Origin of the sequence: Snodgrassella sp. B3088, assembly GCF_026535815.1 — a bacterium.
GTDB classification, from domain to species: Bacteria; Pseudomonadota; Gammaproteobacteria; order Burkholderiales; family Neisseriaceae; genus Snodgrassella; species Snodgrassella alvi_E.
Window position 1 is genome coordinate 84,349 of sequence record NZ_JAFNPG010000001.1, and the last position, 26,111, is coordinate 110,459.

The following is a 26,111-nucleotide window of genomic DNA, read 5'->3' on the forward strand; positions in this document are numbered from 1 at the left end:
CATAAAAAACATGTTGGTTCTTGTTTAATTCATAAATCAGAAATAGATGGTGTTTATTCATGAAACAAATATTGTATTAATTAATAAAATTAAAAGACATAATTTTTAGTGATTTAATTCTATAAATCTATAAAAAAATCAGTTATTTAAATCTGTTTATAAACAATGTAAATGTAAAGACCAGCATGTGGATATGCTCAGAACTTTACCATTGGAGAGGCAAAAGACGTCGCTTGCACCCTCTTTTCTGATATCATGTACAGCCACACGCTCAAGCTAGCTAGCTTTTATTTTTGTTTTAAGCAATATACGTTGAGTAAACAAATGATGAAAAAAACATTAGCATTATGTGTCATAGCAGCATTTTTAGGTGGTTGTTCATCTATAGATGTACCTTTATCCGCGAAGCAGGCAAATAAAGAAGTCAAACCGGTACAGGTAGTTGACGGCACTGCGGTAAATAATGAGTATCATCTGGCCAGCAGCCACTGGTCTGATGTAGCCAGAATCCGCGATGAGGCTACCCGTTTAAGTTTTCAGGTTTCACAGGGTAGCATAACCAAAGTGCAGGCCGCACAATTGCTGGATCAGTTTCGTTTGGCTCAGGTAGGACATAATATGGTAGACGATGACATGTTTGCCATTTATTTGCGTAGTGCAGTGGAAAGTCAGCAGGGTACAATTGATACTGCACAATCCAAGGCCTATATACAGAATGCTTTGTCTGGCTGGCAGCAGCGTTGGCCGGTAATGCGTTCTAAACCAGCCAATCCGGCTTTTACAAACTTCCTTATGGAAGTAATGAATATGAAACCGCTACAATAAATAGGTAAAAATAAAATACCCTGTCTGTTGAAAGATTGGGTATTTTTGTGCGTTCAAAATTTTAATTCTATAATTTTATACGCATATCTATATTAAAAAAGCAGCCGGTCATGGCTGCTTTTTTGTTGTGCTGATTAAACAATTTCAGCTTTTTCAATTACTACATTTTCTACTGGTACATCCTGATGGCCGCCATGATTACCAGTTTTAACACTTTTGATTTTATCAACTACATCCTGTCCTTCAACCACTTTACCGAATACGGCATAACCCCAGCCGTGTAAATCAGGTTTGGTGTGATTCAGGAAGTCATTGTCTTTTACATTGATAAAAAATTGTGCGCTGGCTGAGTGAGGCTGCATGGTGCGTGCCATAGCGATGGTATATTGGTCATTTTTCAGGCCATTATTCGCTTCATTCTCAATTGGTTCATGTGTAGGTTTTTGTTGCATGTCTTTGTCGAAACCGCCACCTTGTATCATGAAACCATCGATTACACGGTGAAAAATGGTGCCATCATAGAAACCTTCACGTACATAGCGTTCGAAGTTGGCTGCGGTTTTCGGTGCTTTGTCATGGTCTAATTCGATGCCGATAACGCCGAAATTGGTAGTTAATTTAATCATGGAAATCTCCAGACGGGAGTGAAACAAAAAGTTGCAGCTTTTAGCTGCAATGGTTAATTTGCTTGATGCATGGCAGTGACGTAATCCACTTCTTCTTTGCTACCAAGTACGACAGCAACTCGCTGGTGTAGTCCACATGGCTGGATATCAAGAATATTTTGTTTAGTATCAGTGGCCGCACCCTGTGCCTGTTCAATTAACAGACTCATGGGATTAGCTTCATACATTAATCTCAGCTTGCCTGACTTGTCAGGATTACGATTATCCTGCGGGTAAGTAAAGATACCGCCACGCATTAGAATACGATGCACTTCCGCTACCATGGATGCAACCCAACGCATATTATAGTCTTTACCGCGGTTGCCGGTTTTACCAGCTAGCAGTTCGGCTATATATTTCTGCATTGCCGGCTGCCAGTGACGCTGATTGGACATATTGATAGCAAATTCGGCTGTAGTAGCTGGTATTTGCGGATTTTTCTGTGTCAGTTGAAACTGGTTTTGTTCATTCAGGGTAAACATGGCGATGCCATGTTTCAGCGTCAGTACCAGTATGGTTTGTGGACCATACAGAACATAGCCGCTGGCCAGCTGCTGACGGCCGCACTGTAAAAAGCTTTCGGTAGTCAGGGCACCAGTGGGTTTTGCCAGCACCGAAAAAATGGTACCGATGGAAATATTGACATCAATATTGGAGCTGCCATCAAGTGGGTCAAAAAGAACAAGAAATTGACCATCGCTATTAGCAGTGACAAAGGAATCTTCTTCTTCACTAGCCAGACCGGCGATGGCTGGATTGGAAGACAATGTGTCAATCATTATCCGGTTGGACAGTACATCTAGCTTTTTCTGCTCTTCGCCCTGAATATTGCCAGTATGGGCACTACCCAATATATTATCCAGTGCACCTAAGCGGATTTCGCGGTTGATGAGTAGACACGCATTGCTGATGCTGGTGATAACTTCAGGTAATAATGGTGTGACTGCATAGTTTTGTTGTTGCTGATACAAATAATCAGACAGTAAAACGGACATGCAAATACTCCCTTTTAAAATTCTAGGCCATTATACAGTAGCCTTGTTTGCTTGACTGATAAGCAGATGATTTTCAGGCAATGTGAGACTGTAAAACAAAATGGGCACTGTTATCCTGTGCCAGTAGCTGGGTTAATGCTGGTAAAACTTCTGCTAATTGCTGAGGCAGGGTGTAAGGCGGATTAATAATAAACATTCCACTGCCATGCATACCAAAACCGTCTGGCTGCGGGGATTTAACGTGAAGTTCTGCTTGTACAAAGTTATCTGGAACTAGTTTTTGCAGTTTCATAGGTAACTTCTGGCTTTCTGCGCTGCCCAGACAAGGATACCAGACCATATAACAGCCGTTAGAAAATTTTTTTATTGCAGCTTTAAGTGTATCCACAACCTGCTGATAATCATGTTTTACTTCATAGGGTGGATCGATTAATACTACTGCGCGACGGCTTGGTGGCGGCAGCATTGACAATAAACCCTTGAATCCATCATCACAAAAGACCTGAGCTCGGTTGGGCAATTTTATATTGCGCATATTACTTCGTAATAATTCTGCATCTGTTGGATGTAATTCAAACAGTCTCAGACGATCTTGTTCACGAGCCACTGCCTGAGCAAGCCATGGTGACCCACAATAATAATTTTCTGTATCTGGTAGGCTGGCTATAACTACTTCACGGAAAGTTTGCAGACTGGCATCCAGATTTTCTTTATCTAAAATTCTTTTAATTCCCTCACGGTATTCGCCTACTTTTTGAGCCTCTTTGCTGTTCAGGCTGTATAGACCTGCTCCAGCATGGGTGTCTATATAGCAATATGCTTTGTCTTTAAGCTTAAAATATTCTAGAACTGATATCAGACAATAATGTTTTAGAATGTCGGCATGATTACCGGCGTGAAATGCATGACGATAGCTGAGCATGTACGTGTGACTGTTGTAAAGACTAATAAATTTGAGTTCTTATTGTACCGAATTTATGCATTAGGGTGAAAGATTCAGCTTTCATTGTTTATGGTATAAATGTTCTAATATAATAGAAAAAAAGGGTAAATAAATTAATTATTTTGACAAATATTTTTCTATAAGGAAAACATGAGCGATGAGCTATTCTCTTTATATCGGTAATAAAAATTATTCAACTTGGTCTATGCGACCTTGGCTAGTGATGAAACATTTTCAGATAGATTTTACTGAAATAATGGTTCGTTTTGACAACTTCGATGCCAATTCAAAGTTCAAAAAAACCATTTTGCCATTGAATCCTTATGGTACGGTACCGATTTTATCAGATAATGAACTGGTGATAAGCGATTCTCTTGCTATCTGCGAATATCTGGCCGAACGGCATCCTCAACTTCCTTTATGGCCTCAAAATTATAAAATTCGCGCTAAAGCAAGAAGCGTAACGGCCAAAATGCACAGTGGTTATAGTCATATACGCCAGCATTTAGCTATGAATATTGAGGCAGTCTTACCTGAAATCGGGCAGATAAAACTTCGTGATTTTCCAACACTCAGAGATGAAATCAATTTTTTAGATAATCATTTATCATCTTTACTTACAGAATCTGATAGCTCGTATCTGTTTGGTAATTTTAGCATTGCAGATGCATTTTATGCTCCGATGTGCTTGAGATTGAAAGGATATCAGATACCTGTTTCAAACGTTCTGAAACATTATATAGAAACTATATGTACTACCGAAGCGGTGGCTGAGTGGATTGCTGAAGCTCTTGAAGAAAAAGATTTTGTCGTCATGGATGAACCTTATCGTATCTGCCGCTGAAATAAGGATTGATATAAAAATGCCGGTAAGCTTAATCAAGTTACCGGCAATTATTTATTTATTCAGACTGCTTTTTATCTGCAAAGCCAATTGAGGGTTCCACATCGCACCGGTTGCACTCATCACTGCATCAGCTCCGGCTGCTCGATAAGCCAGATAATGCTCTGCATTGCTGACACCACCTACGCCGATTATGGCAAAGTGATTATTTAGTCGGGTTCTTAATCTGTGCAAACGTTCTACCATTTCTAGGCCAGCCCAGCGAATAGCATCACCACAAACACCGCCTGTAGGTCGGTTTTGTCCCAATGCTGGTTTTCCATCTGCATTTACCGGCCTGGCTGACAATGTGTTGATGGTACTGTAACCATCTACCACACCGTCCAATACGTGCAGCAGCGGGTAAATAGCTTCATCATTAGCAAAATAAGCAAGTTTAAGAAATAGGGGTTTATCAGGTACGGCGTTTTTGATTTCCTTGGCTATGCGTTCGACCTTAGGAAAATCAAAGCACAATAAGTGGTTTACTCCTTCATTGGGACAGCTTAAATTGGCCTCTAATATGGGGGCTTCGGTTTCTGCTACAAGAAGGGCAGTTTTGGCATAATCTCTTTCGATACTGGCTTCATTACCTGCGGTGCCTTGAAAACTGCCAATCAGAAATTGCCCTTTATGTGCAGCATTTACAGCTGCGGCCATATCAGGCTGCCAGATATCAGGATTAAAGGAAGGCACGCCAAAAGAATTGGTAATTGATAACGGCGTGGTGTAATTGGTATCAGCTAAAACTGTATCTACGCCGGCAGACAATTGGTTCTCAGGGTGCACCGATAATACATTAGGTAACGGATGGCTGGCATGTGCACGGCTACGTACGGTTTTGTACACACATAAATCAAAACCATAGTTAAATGCTGCTTTGATAAAGCTGGCATTCAGTAATGGACCTGCAGGAATACCGAAAGGCAAATTCACTTCCAGATTTAAAAAAGTTTCTGGCTGCTTTTTCTCTGGTATAGATGGTGGTGTCAGACTGAATGCACCAAAAGGACCTTGCTGATAGTTTTCTTCATAGCTTAGAAGAGGGTTATAAAATGGAGTGGGCTGATTCTGCATTGTTGTTCCTGTTGGTCTGATTGATTTATTCTGGTAAAACAATTTACATGAGCATTTAAGGCGAATCTGGTGTCATTGTGGCGTGCAATATGCTCATTTGGTTTTGGCGCAAAAAAAGCTACAGGGTTTATGTAGCTTTTGCATATCGGGTATGAATCAATTAATTAATTGTGTGCAGTGTACACTAGGTTTGGATGCTGATTAATCTTTTAAATTAATTTAACTCAGAAGTGCAATTCGGACAACGTTTTGCTTCAAGCGGAATTTCGGTACAGCATTCAGGACATTGCTTGGTATGGCTTTGCTGTGGTGGGCTTTTATGCAGACGATTGATCCCTTTTACCACCATAAAAATAGCAAAGCCAACGATAATCAGGCTAATAACTGTATTAATAAATAAACCGATATTAATGGTCACGGCTCCGGCTGCCTGAGCGGCACCCAGTGTCTCGTAAGGGCCGGGGGCTTTGGCACCATCACGCAAGGTAAAGAACAAATTGGAAAAATCTACTCCGCCAATTAGTAAGCCAATAGGGGGCATGATTACATCGTCAACCAATGATTTAACCATATTGGTAAATGCAGTACCGACTACCATACCAACAGCGAGATCAATGACATTGCCTCGCATTAAAAAAGCTTTAAACTGTTCTAAAAATTTCATATTTGCCTCCATGGTTGGCTTATAAATGAAATACTTGCACATTTATATTAGCGCGATTAAACCAGCCGGCATGCAGGGAAAGCGTTATGCAGTGTAAAAATAATAAAAGCTGCCTGATTCTGAATTCAGGCAGCTTGAAACAAACTTTTGTTAATCAAGCATTATTGTGGGTACTGACTAGATCTTCCGGTACACCCAATGCATTGATGCTGTAGCCACCGTCAACATAGGTGATTTCTCCAGTGATGCCAGTAGCTAAATCGGATAACAGAAAAGCTGCCGTATTGCCCACTTCTTCAATGGTAATATTTCGGCGAATTGGGTTTTGTGCTGAAACGTGGGACAGCAGGCGACTGAAATTGGCAATACCAGAGGCAGCCAGGGTTTTAATCGGGCCGGCAGAAATGCCATTACAGCGGATACCTTCCTGTCCCAGACAAGCGGCAGTAAAGCGGATACCAGCTTCCAGCGAAGCTTTAGCCATGCCCATTACGTTATAATTAGGAATGGCACGAACTGCACCAAGATAGGTCAACGCCAGAATGGCACTGTTATGACCAGTCATTAACGGGCGTGCCGCTTTGGCCAGTGCAGGCAGACTATAGGCAGACACTTCATGGGCTGTCATGAAGGCTTCTCGGGTAATGCTATCGAGAAAATCACCGTTTAAAGCCTCTTTGGGTGCAAAAGCAATGGCATGTACCAGTCCGTCTAGTTGCGACCAGCTCTGACCGAGGTCAGAAAATAACTGATTGATTTCATCATCACTCTGTACATCGCAGCGATATACCAGTTCTGAGCCAAGGCCGGCTGCCATTTTACGTACCCGTTCTTCGAGTTTGTCTACGACATAGGTGAAGGCCAGTTCCGCACCCTGTTCGTGACAGGCTTTGGCAATACCATAGGCAATAGAGCGTTCCGATATCATACCTGTGATGAGGATTTTTTTGCCTTGCAAAAAGCCCATATTTATTATCCTTGAACGTGATTTGTGTTAGCTTAAAGCCCGCATTATAACTAATATTTACTTTTAGGCGAAATGCTAGTATAGAGTAGAAACTTTAAAACCGGCCGCAGGCTACTAAGCCGATAGGCCGGTAATATCTGAAAAAAATATTAGCTGCTTAAGCCGGAAAGATAATGGTCTGCATCCAGAGCTGCCTGACAGCCGGAAGCGGCGCTGGTAATGGCCTGACGGTATATGTGATCTTTTACGTCGCCAGCAGCAAATACACCTGGAATATTGGTAGCACCCACATTACCTTCATTGCCTCCTTTGGTAATGAGATATCCGGTGGCATCCATATCCAGCTGGCCTTTAAAAATCTGGGTATTGGGTTGGTGACCGATGGCAATGAAAATGCCGTTTACGGCCAGAAGCTCACTTTCATTGTTTGTATAGTTGATTCTTACTGCGTTGACGCCAGAATCGTCACCCAGAATTTCGTCTACATTGGCATTGAGTTTCAGAATAATTTTGCCTTCTTTTTCCCGTTCAAGTAGCTTATCAATCATGATTTTTTCAGCACGGAAACTTTCTCGCCTGTGAATGACGGTTACAGTACGGGCGATATTGGCTAAATAGAGTGCTTCTTCAATGGCTGTATTACCACCACCTACTACTGCTACATCCTGTTCTTTATAGAAAAATCCGTCACAGGTGGCGCAGGCGGAAACGCCACGGCCGGCAAATGCTTCTTCACTAGGTAAGCCGAGATATTTAGCCGATGCACCGGTGGCAATAATTAATGCGTCACAGCTATATGTTCCCATATCACCGGTGAGAGTAAATGGACGCTGCTGCAACTGTACCTGATTAATGTGATCGAAAACTATCTTGGTACCGAAACGTTCAGCGTGAGCCAGAAAGCGTTCCATCAGTTCTGGACCCTGTACGCCATTCACATCTGCCGGCCAGTTATCAACTTCTGTAGTTGTCATCAGCTGACCACCCTGTGCCATACCGGTAATCAGAGTAGGATTCAATCCAGCACGGGCAGCGTATACGGCTGCGGTATAGCCGGCAGGTCCGGAACCGAGAATGATCAGACGGCTGTGTGTGGTTTCTGTCATGACAAATCCTTCTTATGCTTGCAATGCTTGAGTGAAAAATTACTAATTACTGTACCACAATACCCGCGGTTGATTAATATTGACACTACTATGCAGAATAATTATTTATCAATGGTGCTGTTCAGCAATCCCATTCAGATGATAATGCTGGCCGCAATATGGGCATTCTATGCTGCTGTTTGACTGAATAGGTAAGAATACGCGTGGATGACCATTCCAAGTTTCGTTTTCTGGTCCGGTGCATATCAGTGGTAAATCATGCGGAGTGATGGTGATCATAGATGGAGCTGAATGACTCATTATATTTTCCTTACATCGGCAATAAGACAAAAAAATCCAGCAGGCTTGATAGGCGGAAATACCTTTATTCAGGCCTGCTGGCTGAGTTTTAGTCAATATAGGTTAACCATGATTCATATTTAGCATTTTTGCCGTGAACGATGTCGAAGTATCGCTGCTGGATTTCAGTTGTCAGAGGACCACGTGCGCCGCAGCCGATTGTGCGTCCATCAACTTCACGGATAGGGGTAACTTCAGCTGCGGTACCAGTAAAGAATACTTCATCGGCACAATAAACTTCATCACGGGTAATGCGTTTTTCAGTTACCGTTAACTGCATATCTGCAGCAATGGCCATTACAGTACGACGTGTAATGCCATCGAGTGCGGCATCCAGTGCTGGCGTGTAAAGTTTACCATCATTGATAATAAAGACATTCTCACCTGAACCTTCTGCTACAAATCCATTAGCATCTAACATAATGGCTTCATCGTAGCCATTACGGGTGGCTTCGGTATTGGCCATAATAGAATTCATGTAGTTGCCATTTGCCTTGGCTTTAATCATGGTGATATTAGGGTGATGTCTGGTAAATGAACTGATTTGCACGCGGATACCACGCTGCATGCCTTCTTCACCAAGATAAGCACCCCATGGCCAAGCTGCTACTATGACTTGTACATCATTCTGATCCGGAGCTACCCCCAGTTTGTTAGAACCATAAAAAGCCATAGGGCGGAAATAGCAGGAGGACAGTTTGTTGGCCTTTACTACCTCAATGTGAGCCTGATTAATCTGTTCTTGTGTATAGGGCAGGTGCATGCCGGTAATTTTAGCGGAATTAAACAGGCGTTTGGTGTGATCCTGCAATCTGAATATAGCGGCACCTTTTGAGGTTTCGTAGGCACGGACACCCTCGAATACGCCCATGCCATAATGTAATGTGTGTGTTAAAACGTGTGTTTGGGCATTTCGCCAGTCGACAAGATTACCGTTAAACCAGATAAAACCGTCGCGATCGGCCATAGACATAGTAAAACTTCTCCAAAATAAGACATTAAGCTGCGTGGCCGAAACTCAGCTCTGCATGGGATAGGGCAAAACTGGGTCTAAGACTTGGGCAGTGCAAGAATCAATGTAACAACAGCCTAGGGTCTTAGCTTTAGCCAGTGGTTGCTGTTACTTTATGTAAACATAAATATTATACACTGCCTGTTTTGCTTGCCAATGCTGAAAACATGGGCTGCTTTTGCTAAAAAGCCGTGAAATCGTTTAAACTGTGTTGTTTCTCGGCTAAACAGGCTGTTATCTGGCATATGATTGTTTTTTCTGAAAACAGTACTTTACGGGGTAGACGGGTATGAAGATTATTTACACATTAATAAAGATAGTGGTGTTACTGGCTTTGCTGTTACTGGCTGTAAGTAATACACAACTGATTACATTTAATTATCTGCCTGGGCAGATGCTGAATTTACCACTGATTGTACTGTTGCTGATATTTTTTATTATTGGTGCGGTGTTTGGGGTGTTTGCTATGTTTGGTCGTCTGTTAAGACTGCGCAGTAAGGTTAATCAATTGCAGGTTAAAATTGATAAGCAAACAAAAGCTGCCGGTCAGTCAGTCCATACTGAAACTATTGCCACTAATGCTGGTGTGAACGGCCAAAATCATTCTGAAGAGCAGAAGGTAAATAATCAGCATGGATAGCAATGATTTTTGGATGTGGCTGGCGCCGGTTTTTCTATTACCGGTATTTTTTGCCATGGGTTGGTTTGCGGCACGTGTTGATATGCGTGCTGTGCTGAAACAAGCAAAAGCTATTCCAGAAGGATTTTACAAAAGTTTGGATGCGCTGGCGGAACACAAAAGTGCGGTTGCGGTACGTGAGCTTGCTGAAGTAGTGGATCAGCAGAATGATGCCAGACAGAGTACATATGAACTGCATCTGACACTAGGTAAGCTGTATCGCCAGCGTGGAGAAAACGATAAAGCCATTGCTCTGCATCAAAGCTTGCTTGAATTACCAGAAACCATCGCAGAACGACGAGATACTGTTGCTTTTGAGCTCGGACAAGACTATCAGGCGGCCGGACTAGTAGATCGTGCAGAACAAATATTGGTTGGTTTGCTTGATGGCAGTAAGGCTCGGCAGGCACGACAAATTCTACTGAATATCTATCAGCAGGATCGCGACTGGGAAAAAGCAATTAAACTTGCTGAAGAGTTAAGCACTGGTGATCAGACATATCAGTTTGAAATTGCCCAGTTTTATTGTGAGCTGGCTCAGCTGGCTTTATACCATTCGGAATACAATAAAGCGCGCGAATATATTTTTCAGGCTTTGGCGGTAAACCGTAAATGCTGCCGTGCGAATATGATTTTGGGTGATGTAGAGCTGAAACAACATAATTATCAGGCCGCGATAGATGCTTATAGTGCAATAGAAAAGCAAAATTATGAGTATCTGAGTCAGGTAGGTGAGCGGCTGTATGATGCTTATGATGGTTTACATAAAGCTGCCGACGGTATTGAAGTTTTGATTGGATTTGCCCAGACCTTTCCTCAGTTGGATTTATCCGGTGTGATTTATGAAAAGTCAGTACCTATATATGGTGAAGACAAAGCTACGGAGATTGTGATTGATTTGGTACGGCGCAAACCTACACTCACGGGAACTTATCGTTTGCTCGGGGTTTTGCAGAATAGTATAAACCCGAAATGGAAGGCGGAAGTGGATATGATGCGTTCGGTAGTGGGAATGCAGATGCAAAAATCTGTGATGTATCGTTGCCGACACTGCCATTTCAAATCACAAGTGTTTTTCTGGCATTGCCCAGCCTGCAATAAATGGGAAACGTTTACGCCAAACCGCATTGATATATAGTTTGCAAGCTGAAACGGATTGGTCTAAGCAGACTTAGCGTTTAGTTATCTTTTTTATAAGCAGAACCATTCAGATTGATAAGCCTCTTCTGACAAGCTAACTGGTCCTTATTATTTTGTAATTTTTTTCTATATAAAGTATGAATCCATTAATGCTAGATACCACGTTGATTAATCAACCAGCTAAGCCAGTTATTGTGGCGCTGGATTTTGCCAGTGCGGAAAAAACGCTTGATTTTGTGCAGCAGCTGGAACCAGATTTATGTCAACTCAAAATCGGCAAAGAGTTGTTTACCGCTACCGGACGGTATCTGGTGGAACAATTGGTGTTGCAAGGCTATCGAATATTTCTGGATTTGAAATATCACGACATTCCCAATACTGTTGCTTCTGCCTGTAAGGTGGCCGCTGATATGGGTGTATGGATGGTAGACATGCATGCTTCGGGAGGCCGCAGAATGATGGAAGCTGCAGCCGAAGCCGTCAGCAATTATAGTCAGCCTCCATTATTGATTGCAGTAACAGTTTTAACCAGTATAACCCAGTCAGAGCTGGCTGAAACCGGCATAAACCTGCCGATTGATGAAGCGGTTGTTCGTTTGGCTGAATTGAGCCGTCAAGCGGGTATGGATGGTGTAGTTTGCTCTGCACAGGAAGCCACTTTACTGCGTCAGCAGCTGGGACAAGAGTTTTTATTGGTTACACCCGGTATTCGTCTCAGTACTGACATCAAAGACGATCAGCGTCGAATCATGACGCCTAAAGCTGCTTTGGCTGCAGGCAGCAGCTATTTGGTTATGGGGCGTCCAATTACTCAAAGTGAGCATTCTTCGGCATTGTTACAGCAAATCAATCAGGGTCTAATTTAGCTTAGAAATTTTTATGTAATTATGCCTGCTATAAATTAATTACAGCAGGCATTTTTTCAAAATATTATTTGTATATCAGCCGGTGAGCTGTTTGCTGATAAGTTTTTTCACTGGTGGTAGATTATTGCTGATGCGTAATACCAGAGATCGCATCAGCCGAGCAGGATGGCTGTCATTGGTGAACAACGACACCATGGCATTGGTGCCATGATAAAGCATCCGTGTATGCGGCATATGCTGACGCTGGTATTGTGCCAATAGGGTTTGGCCGCCAATGTCTTTACCTTTCTGTACCGCTTCAATGATTAGTTTGGATAGGATACCAACTCCACTCAGCCCTAGATTGAAACCATGGGCGGTAACCGGATGCATACCCACTGCGACATCACCAATCAGGGCACTACGGTGGGCATAGAATGCATTGGCGTGAACGCCAACAAGCGGGTAATGATGCACAGTGCTGACCAGATGCATGTCACCCAATTTGCCTTTGAGCTGCTTGGTAATATCTGCCGCCAGTTGTGCAGGAGACATATTTAGAATTTCACCAGCGCGTTCATTATTAATGGTGACCACGCAGTTGGTCATATTTTCTTCTAAGGGCAGCAAGGCCAATGTACGGCCATAATGGAAACATTCCAGAGCAGTATGCTGATTGCTCAGGGTATGACGCATGCGGAATACAATCACCGTACGTCCGAAATCATGAATCTGAGCGGATATACCTAATTGACGGCGAGTGTTTGAAAAGCGGCTATCAGCAGCAATGAGCAATCTGGCGCTTATGGTTTGCCCGTTATCCAGAGTGGCTTCGATGTGGTTGCTATCTTCATTTCTGACATCAATAATGCTATGTCCACCAATCAAGTTGATGTTTTTATAAGGGGTGACAGCTTCATAGGCCGCACGGCGGATATGATGATTACTGATTAGGAAACCTAAAGTATTCGCTGGTTTACCGCGTGCCATAGTGGGTTGTTCGAAATGTAGTTGATAATTCGAATAACCATTGATTACTTTGGCATCACGCAAAGGATAAATTTCATTTGCCGGTACTTTGTCCCACATATCCAGCTGTTGCATGAGTTCCTTTGAGTAATGGGTCAGGGCAATTTCCCTGCCATCAAACGGTGGTTCTGCCAGCGTAGCCGAATCTTGCTTTTCTACTACGGTAATTGATAGTCCTGATGGTGCCAGTGCACGTGCCAGACTCAATCCTGCCGGACCGGCACCGACAATAATGACATCAGTTTCTTTACCTGAGCTTGGAGAGACATTAGTTGCCGTCATAAAATCTGTTCCTGAATGAATATATTTTATACAGCACTAGGATAACTGAAAATCAGCACGAATCCTATCTAAAACGCTTACAAAGTTAATAAAGGTCAAGCTTAACTTGGAGTTTGCGCCTCTGCTAAAATCATGGAAATGGTATTTAGATATGAATGGTTACAGATATGGCTGAAAATTCATTTCAAGAAAAGTTGCAACAACTGAGTAAACAGGCCAGAGCTCAGCGTCAGGCTGAAGAGCAGCAACGGGCACAGCAAGCAGCAAAGCGTCAAACAGATATCACTTTCAGTGAAGCGATGGGTAAGGATATTGTGCCGCTAAAAGCCAGAAATCAGTTTCTGCATCCACGTGACACTAGTCCGATTAAACCTCGTCAGCATCAGGAAGAGCTGCTGGATACGGAAAGCTATTTTTATATTGGTGAAAATCAGGAAGATAGTGCACCTGTGGTGTTTAGTAAAAATGGCCGTGGTATGGCTGATATTAAACGTTTGCAAGCCAGACATTGGCCGATAGTGGCTTATGTGGATTTACATGGTTACAGACAAGAAGAAGCACAGGAAGTGCTTAACGAATTTATCGCATATATACAGCAATACGGTGTCGTGGGCGAAATTGTTCATGGCAGTGGTCTGGGTTCCAAAGACTATCAGCCGATATTAAAAACGCTGGTACGGCGCTGGTTGATGGCCCATCCCGAAGTTCTTGCCTATGCTCAGCCTAATGAGCGCAATGATGGTGCTGTGTATGTTTTGGTTAAAAAGAAACATCGTATGCTGGAGAAAAATTAATTTTTGCAGATGAACAAAAAAGGGTTCCGACTTCATCAATTCAGTTAGATCTGTATAGGAATATTTAACAATGCAGCTTTCTTGTCCCGAGAGATGTAATGCGTAATAAAAAGGCTAAATGGATACGGCAGATTAAATACAAAATGCCGACACAAGCTTCATTATTTGCCTCGCCTTGGTTTAAGCCATTCGCACGCTGGTTTGACCGACCCTATTTTTGGCAGCTTAATCGTGAACGGGCTGCTTCGGCAGTGGCTGTTGGAATGTTTTGTGGTCTGATGCCAGGTCCAACACAATTTTTTACCGCACTTATTGTGGCTTACCTTGTTCGTACACATTTACCACTGGCATTGTTAACTACACTCTATACTAATCCGTTAACTTATGTACCTCTTTATTACTGTGCTTATGAAATAGGTGCCGGTCTGATGTATGGGCAATGGGGTGTAGAAATGCCTGCCTTGCCGGCTTTAACCATTGGTCATCTGGGTTCGGAGTTGTGGCAATGGGTGATACAATTTGGCAAACCTTTGCTTGCTGGCGTACCTGTACTAGGGATGATTCTGGCTACTCTTGGCTATTTTTTGGTCTGGAATGGTTGGAATTGGGTAGCGTACAGAAAAACACACCGTAATATCCGGAATTAATATGATAGAGCGTTCGTTAACAGATAATGAATTGCGTCTGGTTACAAATTTACTTGGTCATGCAGCTAATTGGTCAGAAGTAAAGATTGTTTTCGGAGCTTGGTGGCAGTTTCATCAGCATGCAGCCATTACCTGCGGCAATCGTATTTATTTTCCAGCTGCTTATTTCACAGATGATTTTGTAGCCACCTCTTTCAGCCGGCAAGCATGGCTAATTCATGAATTAATACATGTATGGCAGAGCCAGCATGGTTTTCCAGTTTTATTGGCCGGTGTCTACCTAGCAATGAAAGCAGGTTATCATCACCGCCGTGCCTACCGTTATCCGCCTTTGAATGAAATTAAATACTTCGGCCAGCTAAATATGGAGCAGCAGGCACAACTGGTACAAGATTATTTTCTGGCACTGGCCGGTGATAGTAGACAGCATTCGCATCTACTCCATTTCCGTCGTTTGCTGAAGCCGTTTGTCAATCATCCGCATAATCAGCGCTTACTCCCTCATTACTGAACGTACAGCAAGCCAGAATAGCCTCCGAAAGATTCCCGCACAAGCTGATATAATCTGCATTTGATTTTATTGCCGGAGTGATTCATGTCTGTATTTGATGCAGCTGCACAGCAATTGCATAGTGTACGAGATTTTTTACGTTTTACTGTCAGTCAGTTTGAAGAAGCCAAACTGTTTTTCGGCCATGGAAATAATAGTGCCTATGATGAGGCTGCCTATTTGATTTTGCATACCTTACATTTGCCGCTGGATACTCTCGAGCCTTTTTTAGATGCGCGGTTACTGGATACAGAAAAAGGCACCTTGCTACATCTGGTACAGCGCCGTATCAGTGAGCGTATACCTGTAGCTTATCTAACCAATCAGGCTTGGCAGGGCGAATATGAATTCTATGTGGATGAACGTGTGATTGTGCCACGTTCATTTATTTACGAACTATTAGGCGAACCTCTGCGGTTATGGATAGAATATGACGAGCTGGTACACAGTGCACTGGATTTGTGTACTGGTAGTGGGGCGCTGGCAATCCAGATGGCGCATTGCTATCCAGATGCGGTAATTGATGCTGTTGATATCAGTCTAGATGCGCTTGAAGTAGCCGCAATCAATGTAGAAAACTATGGATTGCAGGAACGAATTAATTTAATTCATACAGATTTATTTACTGGTATAGACAATACGTATGATTTGATAGTTTCTAATCCGCCATATGTGGATGCAGAGTCTGTTGAGCAGCTGCCGGAAGAATATTTACATGAACCTGAGCTGGCACTTGGCAGTGGTGAGGATGGGCTGGATGTAACCAGACAAATCATTCAGCAGGCTGCTCGTTATCTGAATCCTCATGGCGTATTAGTGGTAGAAATTGGTCACAATCGAGAAATACTTGAGCAGGCATTTCCAGAGTTGCCATTTACATGGCTATCCACTAGCGGAGGCGATGGTTTTGTATTCTTGCTAAGTCGTGAACAACTGTTGGGTGAAGAATAAACTACACATCTATGGTCAGTTAAGCCAGTTTGGCTTCAATAAAAGTTTACTCTACCATTGGCTAAATGGCTTGCTGACCAGATTACTGTTGTAATAGCGTGGATCATCTGATACCTCCTCGCCAATCCACTCTGGCAAAATAATTTCGTCCTGTGCATGGTTTAGTTCCACTTCAGCCACAATCAGTCCTTGATTAGCGCCCAGAAATTCATCAATCTCCCACACAAGACCATTCAATGGTATGCAATAACGATATTTTTCAATAATAGGTTGTTCGGCCAGATGCTGAATCATATATCGTGCTTCATCCGGCGGTATAGGATATTCAAATTCTGTACGCGTAATGCCTTGAGTTGTACTTTTAATGGTTAGCCATGCTTCATTACCACAGCAACGCACACGCACTGTGCGCTCCTTGATGGTGGAAAGGTAGCCCTGACAATAATGTTTTGCAGGTACCATGCCCCGCCAGCCATTGCCTCTTACCAGAAATTTACGTTCAATCTCTTTTGCCACAATCAATTTCTTTCATCTAATATATACAAGAAAAAACACCAGCAACCGTGTTTTAGCTTGCTGGTGCAGGGGTCTTAAGCTTAATAATAGCAGTTAAGAAGCCAGTTTGTTGGCAATGGCATTAAACATCAGTGAAGCTTCCAATGGCTGCTCCAGCATAGAAGGCTCAGCTTTCGGCCATGTAGACCACTGTACAATAACCAGTTTTTGCGCCTGATTAACCATTATAATCTGACCGTAAATACCCAGAGCCCACATGGTATCTTTACTGTTTAGCCCAGTTTTGGGTGCTACATCAGCAGCATTAGCCGGTACACTATTATTCCACCATTCATAACCATAAGTACCCTCTGGATGTAGCTTGCTTACTGAATTTTTGGCCTGATTCCAGCTACGCGCATCTTTTACCCAGTTTGCCGGCAGAATTTGCTGACCATTCGGTAATTTGCCGTTATTCATCACAAACAGGCCAAATTTACCCCAATCCTCAAGTGTGGCATTAAAACCATGAGCACCAACATCATGTTTGCCTACTGCATAACTATGCCATACACCATCACGACTCATGCCAAAAGGCTGCCAGATTTTATCCTGAAGATATTTGGCAATATTTTCACCAGTGGCTTTTTCAAGAGTATCACCTAGCAACCATGCGCCACCTGAAGAATAAGACCAAGCTGTACCTGGTTTGGCGTAGGCTTTACGTTGTGGGTTTTTAACTAAATTGTTGACACAGGTATAAGTGTTGGGATGTGCTTCGCATTGGGTTAGCTGCGCAAAATCAGATTGAGGATTGGTGTAGTCTTCGTTCCAGTTGACGCCTGAAGTATGTTGCAACAATTGACGAATTGTAACGTTTTCCCATGCAGTACCACGTACATCAGGATTATATTTGACCACCTTATCATCTAGAGATTTGATTTTACCTTCTTTAAGAGCCACACCCACTAGAGTGGATACAATCGATTTACCTACAGACCGGGACGTCCATAAAGTCGTTGGGTTATTACCGTTGGCATAATAATCCCAAACCACTTTACCATCTTTTATAACCATCATACCGGTTACATTGTTGCGTTTTAAATAGTCTTTCAACAGATAAGACTGGCCATGAAGTTGATAACTTACCTGATTAAGATTTTGTGTTGCACGTGGTAAAGGTTTACCGCCTGCTGCATGAAACACATCACCAGCATACGAGCGGTAATCATTACGAAAACCAATTGCACGCTGCTGCTGATTCCATGTCAGCATGTTTTTAACATTTGGCAGTTTTTTGTCAACAGGTGTAGGGCAGTTATTCAGATGTAGCGTTTTGCAATTATTCTGAATTGTGTTTGCCTGAGTGTTAAACGCAGCTGAAAGACATAACGTTAATAGCGCTATTTTTATTGTTTTTAAAGAAGAGTGCATATAAATCTCCCAAAAAATATCACAACTATAAAAAGTAATGCATCGCTAATATATTTAAAAGCGATAATAACATTATCTTACTTTTAAAATAGAGTTGTAAATATGTTAATAAATTATATTTTAATGGATGTAGTCTTATTAGAGATTAAAATCAAAGTTTTTGAATGATATTAATAAATACAATTTTGAAAATTAATAATTTTAATTATTTAAACGAATAAAGTTTAAATATTGGAATACATTAATGAGAATTTATTTTTAAGATTGATGAGAAATCAGTCAATAAAAAAGATGTAGTTAGAAACTGACAATTTCATGAACCATCAATCGAATTCTGATCATACAAAAATTATGCTTATACAATTGTTATGCATTATTAAAAAGAAACCTGCTTTTGAGCAGGTTTCTTTTACAACAATCAGGCGAATGTCAGAACACCATCCTGAGCAGTTAACATAATCGTACTGTCAGGCGCGTAATCACCAGCTAATAATTCCTTAGCCAGCGGATTTTCAATTTCCGTCTGGATAGCGCGTTTCAAAGGACGGGCTCCGTATACAGGGTCGAAGCCCACTTTAGCCAGTACATCCAGAGCAGCATCGTCAACTTGCAAGTGCAAATCCATTTTTTCCAAGCGGTTGCGCAGCCCTGCGAGCTGAATATTCGCAATTGCACGGATATTAGACTGATTCAAACTATGAAAAACCACCACTTCATCAATACGGTTTATTAGCTCAGGCCGGAAGTATTGTTTCACTTCTTCCATTACGACTGCTTTAATGGCTTCGTAATCATCACTCACCATCTTCTGGATTTCCTGACTACCAATATTAGATGTCATCACAATTACCGTGTTTTTGAAATCGACAGTACGTCCCTGTCCGTCTGTCAAACGCCCATCATCCAGTACCTGTAACAAAATGTTAAAAACATCTGGATGGGCTTTTTCTACTTCATCCAGTAACACAACACTATAAGGATTACGTCGTACCTGCTCGGTCAGGAAGCCGCCTTCTTCATAACCAACATAGCCGGGAGGCGCACCAATTAGGCGTGCTACAGAGTGTTTCTCCATGTATTCCGACATGTCTACACGAATAAGATGAGTTTCACTGTCAAACAGGAAGCTAGCCAGTGTTTTGCATAGCTCTGTTTTACCTACACCGGTAGGTCCAAGGAATAAAAAGCTGCCGTAAGGTTTATTAGGATCAGCCAGACCAGAACGTGAGCGGCGAATTGCATCAGCTACAGCTCTAACAGCTTCATCCTGACCTACCACACGTTCATGCAATACTTCTTCGATTTTCAGTAGTTTTTCACGTTCACCAGCCATCATTTTCGATACAGGGATACCTGTCATACGCGATACAATTTCTGCGATTTCTTCCGAGCCAACTTTAGTGCGTAACAGTTTGTTTGGCTGTGTATCATGCTGACCGCTGTCTGCTGCCTGTAACTGAGCTTCAAGTCGTGGCAATTCCTCATATTGCAGCTTGGCCACGTCCTCCCATTTGCCCTCACGTTTTAGTGCATCCATACGAACTTTAAGATGATCAATCTGTTCTTTAATGGTTACACTGCCTTGGGCTTTAGCACGCTCGGCTTTCCAAATTTCATCCAGATTGGCAAATTCACGCTTAACGTTATCCAATTCTTCATCCAATAAAGCCAGACGTTTTTTACTGGCTTCGTCATCTTCCTTCACCAAAGATGCGCGCTCAATTTCTAGCTGAATTTCTCGCCGTTTCAGCTTATCCATGCTTTCCGGCATAGACTGGCTTTCCACCTTAATCAGTGAAGCAGCTTCATCAACTAGGTCAATTGCCTTATCGGGTAGAAAGCGGTCAGTAATATAGCGGTTAGACAATTCTGCTGCGGCCACAATAGCCGGATCGGTAATTTCCACACCATGATAAATTTCATACCGTTCCTGCAAGCCACGCAAAATTGCAATAGTATCTTCAACCGTAGGCTCTTTCACCAGCACCTTCTGAAAACGCCGTTCCAAGGCTGGATCTTTTTCAATGTACTGGCGGTATTCATCCAAAGTAGTTGCACCAATACAATGCAATTCTCCACGCGCCAACGCTGGCTTGAGCATATTACCTGCATCCATGGCTCCATCAGCCTTACCAGCACCAACCAGAGTATGAATTTCATCTATAAAAATAATCGTATTGCCTTCATCTTTAGCCAAATCGTTCAATACAGCTTTAAGCCGTTCTTCAAATTCTCCTCGAAATTTAGCACCGGCAATCAAACTCGCCAAATCCAGCATCAGCAGCCGTTTATTGCGTAGAGAGTCTGGTACTTCATTATTGACTATCCGCTGAGCCAAGCCCTCAACGATAGCAGTTTTACCCACACCCGGTTCACCAATCAGTACCGGATTATTTTTGGTACGCCGTTCCAGCACCAAAATAGTGCGCCGGATTTCATCGTCTCGTCCGATTACAGGATCCAGTTTGCCGGCACGGGCTTTTTCCGTTAAATCAGTTGTATATTTTTTCAGTGCTTCACGTTGGTCTTCTGCATTAGGATTATCCACACTCGCTCCCCCACGTACGGCATCAATAGCCATATTCAATTTATCTTCAGTAGCGCCTGCTTGTTTCAAAATACGGCCACATTGCCCATTTTCCTGTACCGCAGCTAGCAGAAATAATTCACTGGCGATATACGCATCATTGCGCTTGGTAGCTGCCTTATCCATCAAGTTCAAAATGTGCTGTAACTCGGTACTCGGCAGAATTTCTCCGCCCTGACCAGATACCTTAGGTAAACCATTAATAGTGGTTTCAACTTGCTGTTTCACTTGTGCCAGATTGGCCCCAGCCTGTGTCAATATTGCAGCGCTGCCACTATCCACATCATCAAGCAAGGCTTTCAATACAAAAACAGCCTCAAGATATCCGGCATCCTGACCCAAAGCAATGCTCTGAGCATCCTGCAATGCCTGCTGAAACTTTGCTGTAAGCTTATCGAATCGCATCAGATTTCCTTTATTAAAATTTTAATTAATAGATATATTGGTATTAGAAAATTAATGTCAAGACCTAAAATGGCTGAAATAGAATCTAATTTATAACTTACTGATTTATAAATTTAATAAATAGAAATGTTATTAACAGCCTAGATTGGCCATTTCCTCAAACCTAAACAGCATTGAATTATCTCTATGTTTCATTGATCGATTGTTTTCATATCATAATGGTATGAAACAATTGATTTTATAAACATCATCTCCCCGATTTCAGAACCAAAACTGTATCCAAATTCAAAGCATAATCAGACATGCCTCTTTCTTTAATAACGCGCAAAATTTAAAAAATAAGCAAAGTTTGTGCTACATCATAAAAATATAAAAATTGATATAAATCATATTGTAAAGAATATTTATATGCTAAATCTATTTTATGCTGTTAGGGCAGATGCCTGACTAGAATTTCACAAAATTTGTGAGTATATCTGTGGATAACTTAAAAAAAACAAGATGAATCAATCCAATTTTAAGGTGCTTAAAATTTAAGCAGAAAAACCATTCAATATACAAACTATTCAGCAACAACAAATCAATTTCTTATTTTGAAACATAAATATCAATAGATACATCCAATTAATTCAATGCCACTATAGATTTGACTTGTAGCTTCAATACAACTTGAGCATAAATTTGTCATATACTCATTTTTCCAACGCTTAAAAGATTAAATGGTGTAAAATTAATTATTATTATGAATATCAAAATAAGACAGCCATGAGAACCGAAGAATTTAATAAGTGCCGTGAATTTCTTGAAGGGCAAATCATGCGCACTCCTGAAAATAAAGAATTAATTGCCACATATCAAAAGCTGCTGGAGCTGAAGAGCATATACGATACTGAAATTCACATTTCCATGCTTGATAAGAAAGCACGCAAAATGGAGTTTCAGCAGCAAGTTCAGTCAGGCAGTGTTACCGTTGCAGAAACTCATGAAGACGGAATGGACATTAAAGATGATTCTCAAAATTATAACCAGCTGCAACATAACCAAACTAATTTAATGGCTAATCAGAAAAACTGGTACAACTATCAACGGATACAGCATCATCACTTTGGCAACAACTAAAAAGCATTACACGAACCTACATCATCCAGCCATAGATATTAATCATAGAGTATTGGCCATCAATGGAAGTTTTTTCTTAATTAAAGAAAAAACTTCCATTTTATATTTACTGTAATACTCAAAATAACAATGCAAGCCAAAATATAAAAAATACAACGATTTATACACAATTAGAAAGCTAGTTAATATAAACTTTTTAATATTATGTGTGGCTACCAAACGGCATTGAGAAGAATTGATAACTTCAAAGGATCCGAAAATAAAAATTCAAAACGAGCCTGAACATAAATACTCAATAAAAATTTTTGAAAATTTACAACATATTAAAATAATTCGCGAATTATATTTGCCACCTATACAAAACATGTTAATAATAACTTACTGATTAATATAAAATTTAAAATAGGAGGCTGAAAAATGGATTTACGGCTCGAAAATAGTGCGGGGACAAATGCATATTCTGCTCAATGTATTAACAAAAAATTGGTTCATAAACGTGCCATCAGTGAAGTGTTTATCACTTCGATAAAAACTACCGAACAAGATCAGTTTTTAGTCACAGCACAGCTTCCGCGTACGCATATGTATTTCAATGATAATCTTACGGGATATTATGATGCAATATTGCTACAGGAAATATTTCGGCAGGCAGCCATTAGCATCACACATGAATTCTATCAGATACCATTTTCCAATATTTTCATCATTGATAACACACAATTACAAATTAAAAATCATCAATTGTTAAAAATGATTAACTATCCAGCTGATGTGTTTATAGACATCAAAATACTGACATTTAAAACCAAACGCGATACTTTAACCGGTCTAACATTAAGTGAACAACTTTATATCAACAATTTACCGTGTGCTCATTCACAGACCACCATGCACTGGCTAAACCAAGCACTATGGACCAAATTAAGAAAAAAAACAGCCATTCAATCCGTTTCGCTTGGCAACGATTATTATTCTGAAAATTACTTTCCTCTTCCAGCATTTATGGTTGGTAAAAACCTGAGTAAAAATGTCGTAGCAACCAACCTGATTGAAAATCACGCAACTATTCAAACAACTTTAGGTTTCGATCCCGGCTATTCGGCACTTTGTGACCATGAAGTAGACCATATTTCAGGCATGGTCTTAGTAGAGCTATGCAAACAAACAGCTCTTATTGCTATCAGAAAATGTTTTCAACTACCGGCAAATCTGCTTGAGTTAATCTCTTGCAGCCTGGATTTCAACGCCTTCTGTGAATTAGGGTCAGATGTAGATTGCGTGATAGATAAAGCAAAAATGGTACTGGATACCTCACAAGAAAATCAGACCATTACGTTTCCTATTGTGATAAAACAGAATGACAAAACAATGGCGAGTGTAGACGTCACCTTTAAAATTTTATCCAATTAAAGTAGAGTCATTATCATGAATAAGCCTATATTCTGGTTTGATTTCGGGGGTGTACTTACCCCACCAATTAAAGCAATTATTTATCAATACCAGCAAAAAACCCAATTACCAGCAAATATCATGTTGCAAGCCGTAAAAGACACTGCTGCTGAATTTGGCTATACAGGCCTCGAGCCTCTAGAAATTGGTTTAATCAGTGAGCAAGAGTGGGGCAGACGGGTAAAAAACAGATTGACCCAGCTCCAACCAAATATTGACACTTCAAAAGCCGATCTGGAACATTTCGGGCGTCAATGGTTTGAAAATATTCAACCAAATACACCTATGATAGATAAAGTTCGGCAACTAAAGAAAGCCGGATTCACCATAGGTTTATTAACCAATAATGTCAGAGAATGGGAAGCTTACTGGCGGCCTATGATAAACCTTGATGACGTGCTGGATATAATAGTGGATTCTTGTAAGGTTGGCTGCCGAAAACCAGACCAGACCATCTTTCAAATAGCTGAGCAACTAGCCAACACAACTGCGCAACACTGTATCCTAATTGATGACACAGAAGAAAATTGTATAGCCGCTCAAAAAAAAGGATGGCAAACTATTCATTTTATTGATAATGACCAAGTATTAAAGGAAATCAGCTATTTAACTGCAAACAAAAGTTTAGAATAAAAATCTCTTTTCCTCCTATTAACCTTAATATCTACGTTTAGACACATGTAATTCAATACGGTGAATTGTCACTCAATATTTTTGCAAGATTATTTATATAACTTCTTAAAAAGCTGATTTTAATTGGATGAGAAGAAAGATGTACGAAAGTCTTGCCAAGTCTGAATACGCAGGCTGTAAGTATGTCTCTTACACGTATTGCTTATTTCTCCCCCTCATTCATAAAATCAACTCCATCCAAATGCCATATTTGAAATTTTTCAGATTCCGAAATTTCAGTAACCTTCACGATGCGATTTTTCAAAGTTACTACATCTTGAGTAGAATCAGGTTATTTACCTCTATTTAATCAATTAATCTCATTATCTTTTATGGCACATGCCTCATATTTTAGATAGGCAATTAAGAGATAATGCTAATATTGTTGCTAAAAATTAACAGTTCACTGATGCTAGAGTGTTTATCTGAAAATAATATTAAATAAAATTTTAATAAAAATATTTATTATATATATCATTATATTATGATAATATTTATTTAATTTGTTATTATCATATATGCATATTAGTAGTAATTAAATAGACTAAATTCCAATGTGCTTAATAAAAATTAATATTCAAAAGTAAACATGAAGATTATAATTTTTATAAATTTTCTGAAACAATTGTCTTCCTATTACTAATATTTTTATAGATTTGTACTTTATTGTAGTTGCAATAAACAGAAATCAAACCTCAAGTAATCTTTTTCACAAATTATGTAGAAATAAAACAGTATTCGGAATCTTTAAACTAATTGTTTCATTTTTAGCATAGGGGGCAGCATTCTACATCGCAATATTTTTTATAAACCAGCCAGATTAAATGAATAAAAATCACCATAAAATTATATTCACTACTCATTACTATCCACTCAAAGCCGAAAATACCAGCCTCATTATTAATTAAAGGCAATATTGCCTATCTTGAGAGCTACATGGATCACAGGCAGTCATAATTTACTTTCATATTTAAAGAGCAAAATGTATCTACAAAAAATCGTATTGCTTATCAATTTCTTGGCTAGTGGTCTTATAAGTGTTTACGCCTCGCCGGTATCAGAAGTAGTTTCCCAGCTAGACCGTCAGCAGCAACAGCAAATCATTCGCGAACAGCAGCGTCAGCAGCAGTTTCAGCAGCAAATGCAGCCCGAAGTAAATATTCGTTTACAGCCACAAGAAGAAAACCCAACACAGACAGACAAACTGAATACCAGCGAAACCCCGTGTTTTGCCATCAACAGCATCACCCTGACAGGAGAAGAAGCCAGACGCTTCCAGTTTGCCCTAAAAAAAGCACAGCGCCAGAGCCAGTTTACCGCAGGCATGTGCCTAGGCAGCAAAGCCATCAACCAGNTACCACTACCCGTATTTTAGCCACACCACAGGATCTTACCAGCGGCACCTTACAGCTCAGCGTCATTCCGGGGCGAATCCATACCATCCGTTACAACCTGGATAATGCAGCAACCACCCACGTAGAGCGTATTCGCCGCATCCAGAACGAATTTCCAGCCAGAGCCGGAGATATCCTGAATCTGCGGCAGCTAGAGCAGGGA

General features: G+C 40.9%; 26 protein-coding genes. 13 read left to right on the forward strand and 13 right to left on the reverse strand.

Annotated elements, in window-relative coordinates; genetic code table 11:
- Positions 1–327: 327 nt before the first annotated feature.
- Complete coding sequence (locus tag J3U75_RS00345) at positions 328–825, forward strand: prokaryotic membrane lipolipid attachment site family protein (protein WP_267390016.1); 498 nt, start codon at positions 328–330, stop codon at positions 823–825.
- 134 nt (positions 826–959) lie between these two features.
- Here J3U75_RS00345 and J3U75_RS00350 read toward each other — a convergent pair whose 3' ends face one another.
- From J3U75_RS00350 to J3U75_RS00360, 3 genes are all read right to left on the reverse strand, one after another.
- Positions 960–1,451: a peptidylprolyl isomerase gene (locus J3U75_RS00350; RefSeq protein ID WP_267389994.1), complete on the reverse strand. Its 492-nt coding sequence runs from the start codon at positions 1,449–1,451 to the stop codon at positions 960–962.
- Positions 1,452–1,504: 53 nt separating this feature from the next.
- Positions 1,505–2,485 (reverse strand): class 1 fructose-bisphosphatase, encoded by a 981-nt coding sequence (locus J3U75_RS00355; RefSeq protein ID WP_267389995.1) that lies wholly within the window; start codon positions 2,483–2,485, stop codon positions 1,505–1,507.
- A 73-nt stretch (positions 2,486–2,558) separates the two neighbouring features.
- Positions 2,559–3,407 carry a 23S rRNA (adenine(2030)-N(6))-methyltransferase RlmJ gene (locus J3U75_RS00360; RefSeq protein ID WP_100141500.1) on the reverse strand — a complete coding sequence of 283 codons (849 nt, stop codon included), beginning with the start codon at positions 3,405–3,407 and terminating at the stop codon, positions 2,559–2,561.
- Positions 3,408–3,585: 178 nt separating this feature from the next.
- Between J3U75_RS00360 and J3U75_RS00365 the strand changes: the two genes are divergently transcribed.
- Complete coding sequence (locus tag J3U75_RS00365) at positions 3,586–4,272, forward strand: glutathione S-transferase family protein (RefSeq protein WP_267389996.1); 687 nt, start codon at positions 3,586–3,588, stop codon at positions 4,270–4,272.
- A gap of 54 nt (positions 4,273–4,326) precedes the next feature.
- On the opposite strand, the gene J3U75_RS00370 is transcribed toward J3U75_RS00365, so the two are convergent.
- The 6 genes from J3U75_RS00370 to J3U75_RS00395 form a co-directional block, all read right to left on the reverse strand.
- A complete protein-coding gene (locus J3U75_RS00370; protein WP_267389997.1) occupies positions 4,327–5,388 on the reverse strand; it encodes a hypothetical protein in 1,062 nt (353 codons plus the stop codon).
- Between the two features lie 214 nt (positions 5,389–5,602).
- Complete coding sequence (gene mscL, locus J3U75_RS00375; protein WP_100141568.1) at positions 5,603–6,052, reverse strand: large conductance mechanosensitive channel protein MscL; 450 nt, start codon at positions 6,050–6,052, stop codon at positions 5,603–5,605.
- 154 nt (positions 6,053–6,206) lie between these two features.
- Entirely contained in the window at positions 6,207–7,019 is an 813-nt protein-coding gene (fabI, locus tag J3U75_RS00380; RefSeq protein WP_100141497.1) for an enoyl-ACP reductase FabI, read from the reverse strand.
- A gap of 149 nt (positions 7,020–7,168) precedes the next feature.
- Complete coding sequence (gene trxB / locus J3U75_RS00385) at positions 7,169–8,125, reverse strand: thioredoxin-disulfide reductase (RefSeq protein ID WP_267389998.1); 957 nt, start codon at positions 8,123–8,125, stop codon at positions 7,169–7,171.
- Positions 8,126–8,233: 108 nt separating this feature from the next.
- On the reverse strand, positions 8,234–8,425 hold the full coding sequence (locus J3U75_RS00390; RefSeq protein ID WP_100141495.1) for a zinc-finger domain-containing protein: 192 nt from the start codon (positions 8,423–8,425) through the stop codon (positions 8,234–8,236).
- A gap of 88 nt (positions 8,426–8,513) precedes the next feature.
- Positions 8,514–9,437, reverse strand: a complete 924-nt coding sequence (locus J3U75_RS00395) for a branched-chain amino acid transaminase (RefSeq protein WP_100152085.1) — start codon at positions 9,435–9,437, stop codon at positions 8,514–8,516.
- Between the two features lie 328 nt (positions 9,438–9,765).
- Between J3U75_RS00395 and J3U75_RS00400 the strand changes: the two genes are divergently transcribed.
- The 3 genes from J3U75_RS00400 (at position 9,766) to pyrF (ending at position 12,161) form a co-directional block, all read left to right on the forward strand.
- Positions 9,766–10,116: a lipopolysaccharide assembly protein LapA domain-containing protein gene (locus tag J3U75_RS00400; protein ID WP_100156424.1), complete on the forward strand. Its 351-nt coding sequence runs from the start codon at positions 9,766–9,768 to the stop codon at positions 10,114–10,116.
- The gene (lapB, locus tag J3U75_RS00405) at positions 10,109–11,293 is read left to right on the forward strand and encodes a lipopolysaccharide assembly protein LapB (RefSeq protein WP_100152083.1); all 1,185 of its coding nucleotides are present in this window, start codon (positions 10,109–10,111) and stop codon (positions 11,291–11,293) included. The genes J3U75_RS00400 and lapB overlap by 8 nt, the downstream gene beginning before the upstream one ends.
- Before the next feature lie 139 nt (positions 11,294–11,432).
- The gene (pyrF, locus tag J3U75_RS00410; protein ID WP_267389999.1) at positions 11,433–12,161 is read left to right on the forward strand and encodes an orotidine-5'-phosphate decarboxylase; all 729 of its coding nucleotides are present in this window, start codon (positions 11,433–11,435) and stop codon (positions 12,159–12,161) included.
- A gap of 75 nt (positions 12,162–12,236) precedes the next feature.
- On the opposite strand, the gene ubiM is transcribed toward pyrF, so the two are convergent.
- Positions 12,237–13,451 carry a 5-demethoxyubiquinol-8 5-hydroxylase UbiM gene (gene ubiM, locus J3U75_RS00415; protein WP_100156427.1) on the reverse strand — a complete coding sequence of 405 codons (1,215 nt, stop codon included), beginning with the start codon at positions 13,449–13,451 and terminating at the stop codon, positions 12,237–12,239.
- Between the two features lie 167 nt (positions 13,452–13,618).
- Here ubiM and J3U75_RS00420 point away from each other — a divergent pair, with 167 nt between their 5' ends.
- The 4 genes from J3U75_RS00420 (at position 13,619) to prmB (ending at position 16,393) form a co-directional block, all read left to right on the forward strand.
- Positions 13,619–14,245, forward strand: a complete 627-nt coding sequence (locus tag J3U75_RS00420) for a Smr/MutS family protein (RefSeq protein ID WP_267390000.1) — start codon at positions 13,619–13,621, stop codon at positions 14,243–14,245.
- A 98-nt stretch (positions 14,246–14,343) separates the two neighbouring features.
- Positions 14,344–14,892: a DUF2062 domain-containing protein gene (locus J3U75_RS00425; protein WP_267390001.1), complete on the forward strand. Its 549-nt coding sequence runs from the start codon at positions 14,344–14,346 to the stop codon at positions 14,890–14,892.
- Position 14,893: 1 nt separating this feature from the next.
- Positions 14,894–15,403: a type IV secretion protein Rhs gene (locus J3U75_RS00430; protein ID WP_267390002.1), complete on the forward strand. Its 510-nt coding sequence runs from the start codon at positions 14,894–14,896 to the stop codon at positions 15,401–15,403.
- Positions 15,404–15,487: 84 nt separating this feature from the next.
- Positions 15,488–16,393 (forward strand): 50S ribosomal protein L3 N(5)-glutamine methyltransferase, encoded by a 906-nt coding sequence (prmB, locus tag J3U75_RS00435; protein WP_100156429.1) that lies wholly within the window; start codon positions 15,488–15,490, stop codon positions 16,391–16,393.
- A gap of 51 nt (positions 16,394–16,444) precedes the next feature.
- Here prmB and J3U75_RS00440 read toward each other — a convergent pair whose 3' ends face one another.
- The 3 genes from J3U75_RS00440 to clpB all read right to left on the reverse strand — a co-directional run bounded on the left by J3U75_RS00440 (position 16,445) and on the right by clpB (position 21,314).
- The gene (locus tag J3U75_RS00440; RefSeq protein WP_100152077.1) at positions 16,445–16,909 is read right to left on the reverse strand and encodes a CYTH domain-containing protein; all 465 of its coding nucleotides are present in this window, start codon (positions 16,907–16,909) and stop codon (positions 16,445–16,447) included.
- Between the two features lie 93 nt (positions 16,910–17,002).
- A complete protein-coding gene (locus tag J3U75_RS00445; protein WP_267390005.1) occupies positions 17,003–18,322 on the reverse strand; it encodes a serine hydrolase domain-containing protein in 1,320 nt (439 codons plus the stop codon).
- Positions 18,323–18,740: 418 nt separating this feature from the next.
- A complete protein-coding gene (clpB, locus tag J3U75_RS00450; RefSeq protein ID WP_267390006.1) occupies positions 18,741–21,314 on the reverse strand; it encodes an ATP-dependent chaperone ClpB in 2,574 nt (857 codons plus the stop codon).
- Between the two features lie 816 nt (positions 21,315–22,130).
- Here clpB and J3U75_RS00455 point away from each other — a divergent pair.
- From J3U75_RS00455 to J3U75_RS00470, 4 genes are all read left to right on the forward strand, one after another.
- Positions 22,131–22,433, forward strand: coding sequence for a hypothetical protein (locus J3U75_RS00455; RefSeq protein WP_143558419.1), 303 nt, complete (start codon positions 22,131–22,133; stop codon positions 22,431–22,433).
- A 417-nt stretch (positions 22,434–22,850) separates the two neighbouring features.
- The gene (locus tag J3U75_RS00460; protein ID WP_267390007.1) at positions 22,851–23,843 is read left to right on the forward strand and encodes an AfsA-related hotdog domain-containing protein; all 993 of its coding nucleotides are present in this window, start codon (positions 22,851–22,853) and stop codon (positions 23,841–23,843) included.
- 15 nt (positions 23,844–23,858) lie between these two features.
- A complete protein-coding gene (locus tag J3U75_RS00465) occupies positions 23,859–24,515 on the forward strand; it encodes an HAD family hydrolase (RefSeq protein WP_267390009.1) in 657 nt (218 codons plus the stop codon).
- A gap of 1,365 nt (positions 24,516–25,880) precedes the next feature.
- The coding region (locus tag J3U75_RS00470; protein WP_267390010.1) for a POTRA domain-containing protein at positions 25,881–26,111 on the forward strand (231 nt) is incomplete at its 3' end.

Coding starts and splice junctions, on each gene's coding strand:
- J3U75_RS00345 (WP_267390016.1), top strand. CDS start 328: ATGAAAAAAACATTAGCATTATGTGTCATAGCAGCATTTTTAGGTGGT.
- J3U75_RS00350 (WP_267389994.1), bottom strand. CDS start 1,451: ATGATTAAATTAACTACCAATTTCGGCGTTATCGGCATCGAATTAGAC.
- J3U75_RS00355 (WP_267389995.1), bottom strand. CDS start 2,485: ATGTCCGTTTTACTGTCTGATTATTTGTATCAGCAACAACAAAACTAT.
- J3U75_RS00360 (WP_100141500.1), bottom strand. CDS start 3,407: ATGCTCAGCTATCGTCATGCATTTCACGCCGGTAATCATGCCGACATT.
- J3U75_RS00365 (WP_267389996.1), top strand. CDS start 3,586: ATGAGCTATTCTCTTTATATCGGTAATAAAAATTATTCAACTTGGTCT.
- J3U75_RS00370 (WP_267389997.1), bottom strand. CDS start 5,388: ATGCAGAATCAGCCCACTCCATTTTATAACCCTCTTCTAAGCTATGAA.
- mscL (WP_100141568.1), bottom strand. CDS start 6,052: ATGAAATTTTTAGAACAGTTTAAAGCTTTTTTAATGCGAGGCAATGTC.
- fabI (WP_100141497.1), bottom strand. CDS start 7,019: ATGGGCTTTTTGCAAGGCAAAAAAATCCTCATCACAGGTATGATATCG.
- trxB (WP_267389998.1), bottom strand. CDS start 8,125: ATGACAGAAACCACACACAGCCGTCTGATCATTCTCGGTTCCGGACCT.
- J3U75_RS00390 (WP_100141495.1), bottom strand. CDS start 8,425: ATGAGTCATTCAGCTCCATCTATGATCACCATCACTCCGCATGATTTA.
- J3U75_RS00395 (WP_100152085.1), bottom strand. CDS start 9,437: ATGTCTATGGCCGATCGCGACGGTTTTATCTGGTTTAACGGTAATCTT.
- J3U75_RS00400 (WP_100156424.1), top strand. CDS start 9,766: ATGAAGATTATTTACACATTAATAAAGATAGTGGTGTTACTGGCTTTG.
- lapB (WP_100152083.1), top strand. CDS start 10,109: ATGGATAGCAATGATTTTTGGATGTGGCTGGCGCCGGTTTTTCTATTA.
- pyrF (WP_267389999.1), top strand. CDS start 11,433: ATGAATCCATTAATGCTAGATACCACGTTGATTAATCAACCAGCTAAG.
- ubiM (WP_100156427.1), bottom strand. CDS start 13,451: ATGACGGCAACTAATGTCTCTCCAAGCTCAGGTAAAGAAACTGATGTC.
- J3U75_RS00420 (WP_267390000.1), top strand. CDS start 13,619: ATGGCTGAAAATTCATTTCAAGAAAAGTTGCAACAACTGAGTAAACAG.
- J3U75_RS00425 (WP_267390001.1), top strand. CDS start 14,344: ATGCGTAATAAAAAGGCTAAATGGATACGGCAGATTAAATACAAAATG.
- J3U75_RS00430 (WP_267390002.1), top strand. CDS start 14,894: ATGATAGAGCGTTCGTTAACAGATAATGAATTGCGTCTGGTTACAAAT.
- prmB (WP_100156429.1), top strand. CDS start 15,488: ATGTCTGTATTTGATGCAGCTGCACAGCAATTGCATAGTGTACGAGAT.
- J3U75_RS00445 (WP_267390005.1), bottom strand. CDS start 18,322: ATGCACTCTTCTTTAAAAACAATAAAAATAGCGCTATTAACGTTATGT.
- clpB (WP_267390006.1), bottom strand. CDS start 21,314: ATGCGATTCGATAAGCTTACAGCAAAGTTTCAGCAGGCATTGCAGGAT.
- J3U75_RS00455 (WP_143558419.1), top strand. CDS start 22,131: ATGCGCACTCCTGAAAATAAAGAATTAATTGCCACATATCAAAAGCTG.
- J3U75_RS00460 (WP_267390007.1), top strand. CDS start 22,851: ATGGATTTACGGCTCGAAAATAGTGCGGGGACAAATGCATATTCTGCT.
- J3U75_RS00465 (WP_267390009.1), top strand. CDS start 23,859: ATGAATAAGCCTATATTCTGGTTTGATTTCGGGGGTGTACTTACCCCA.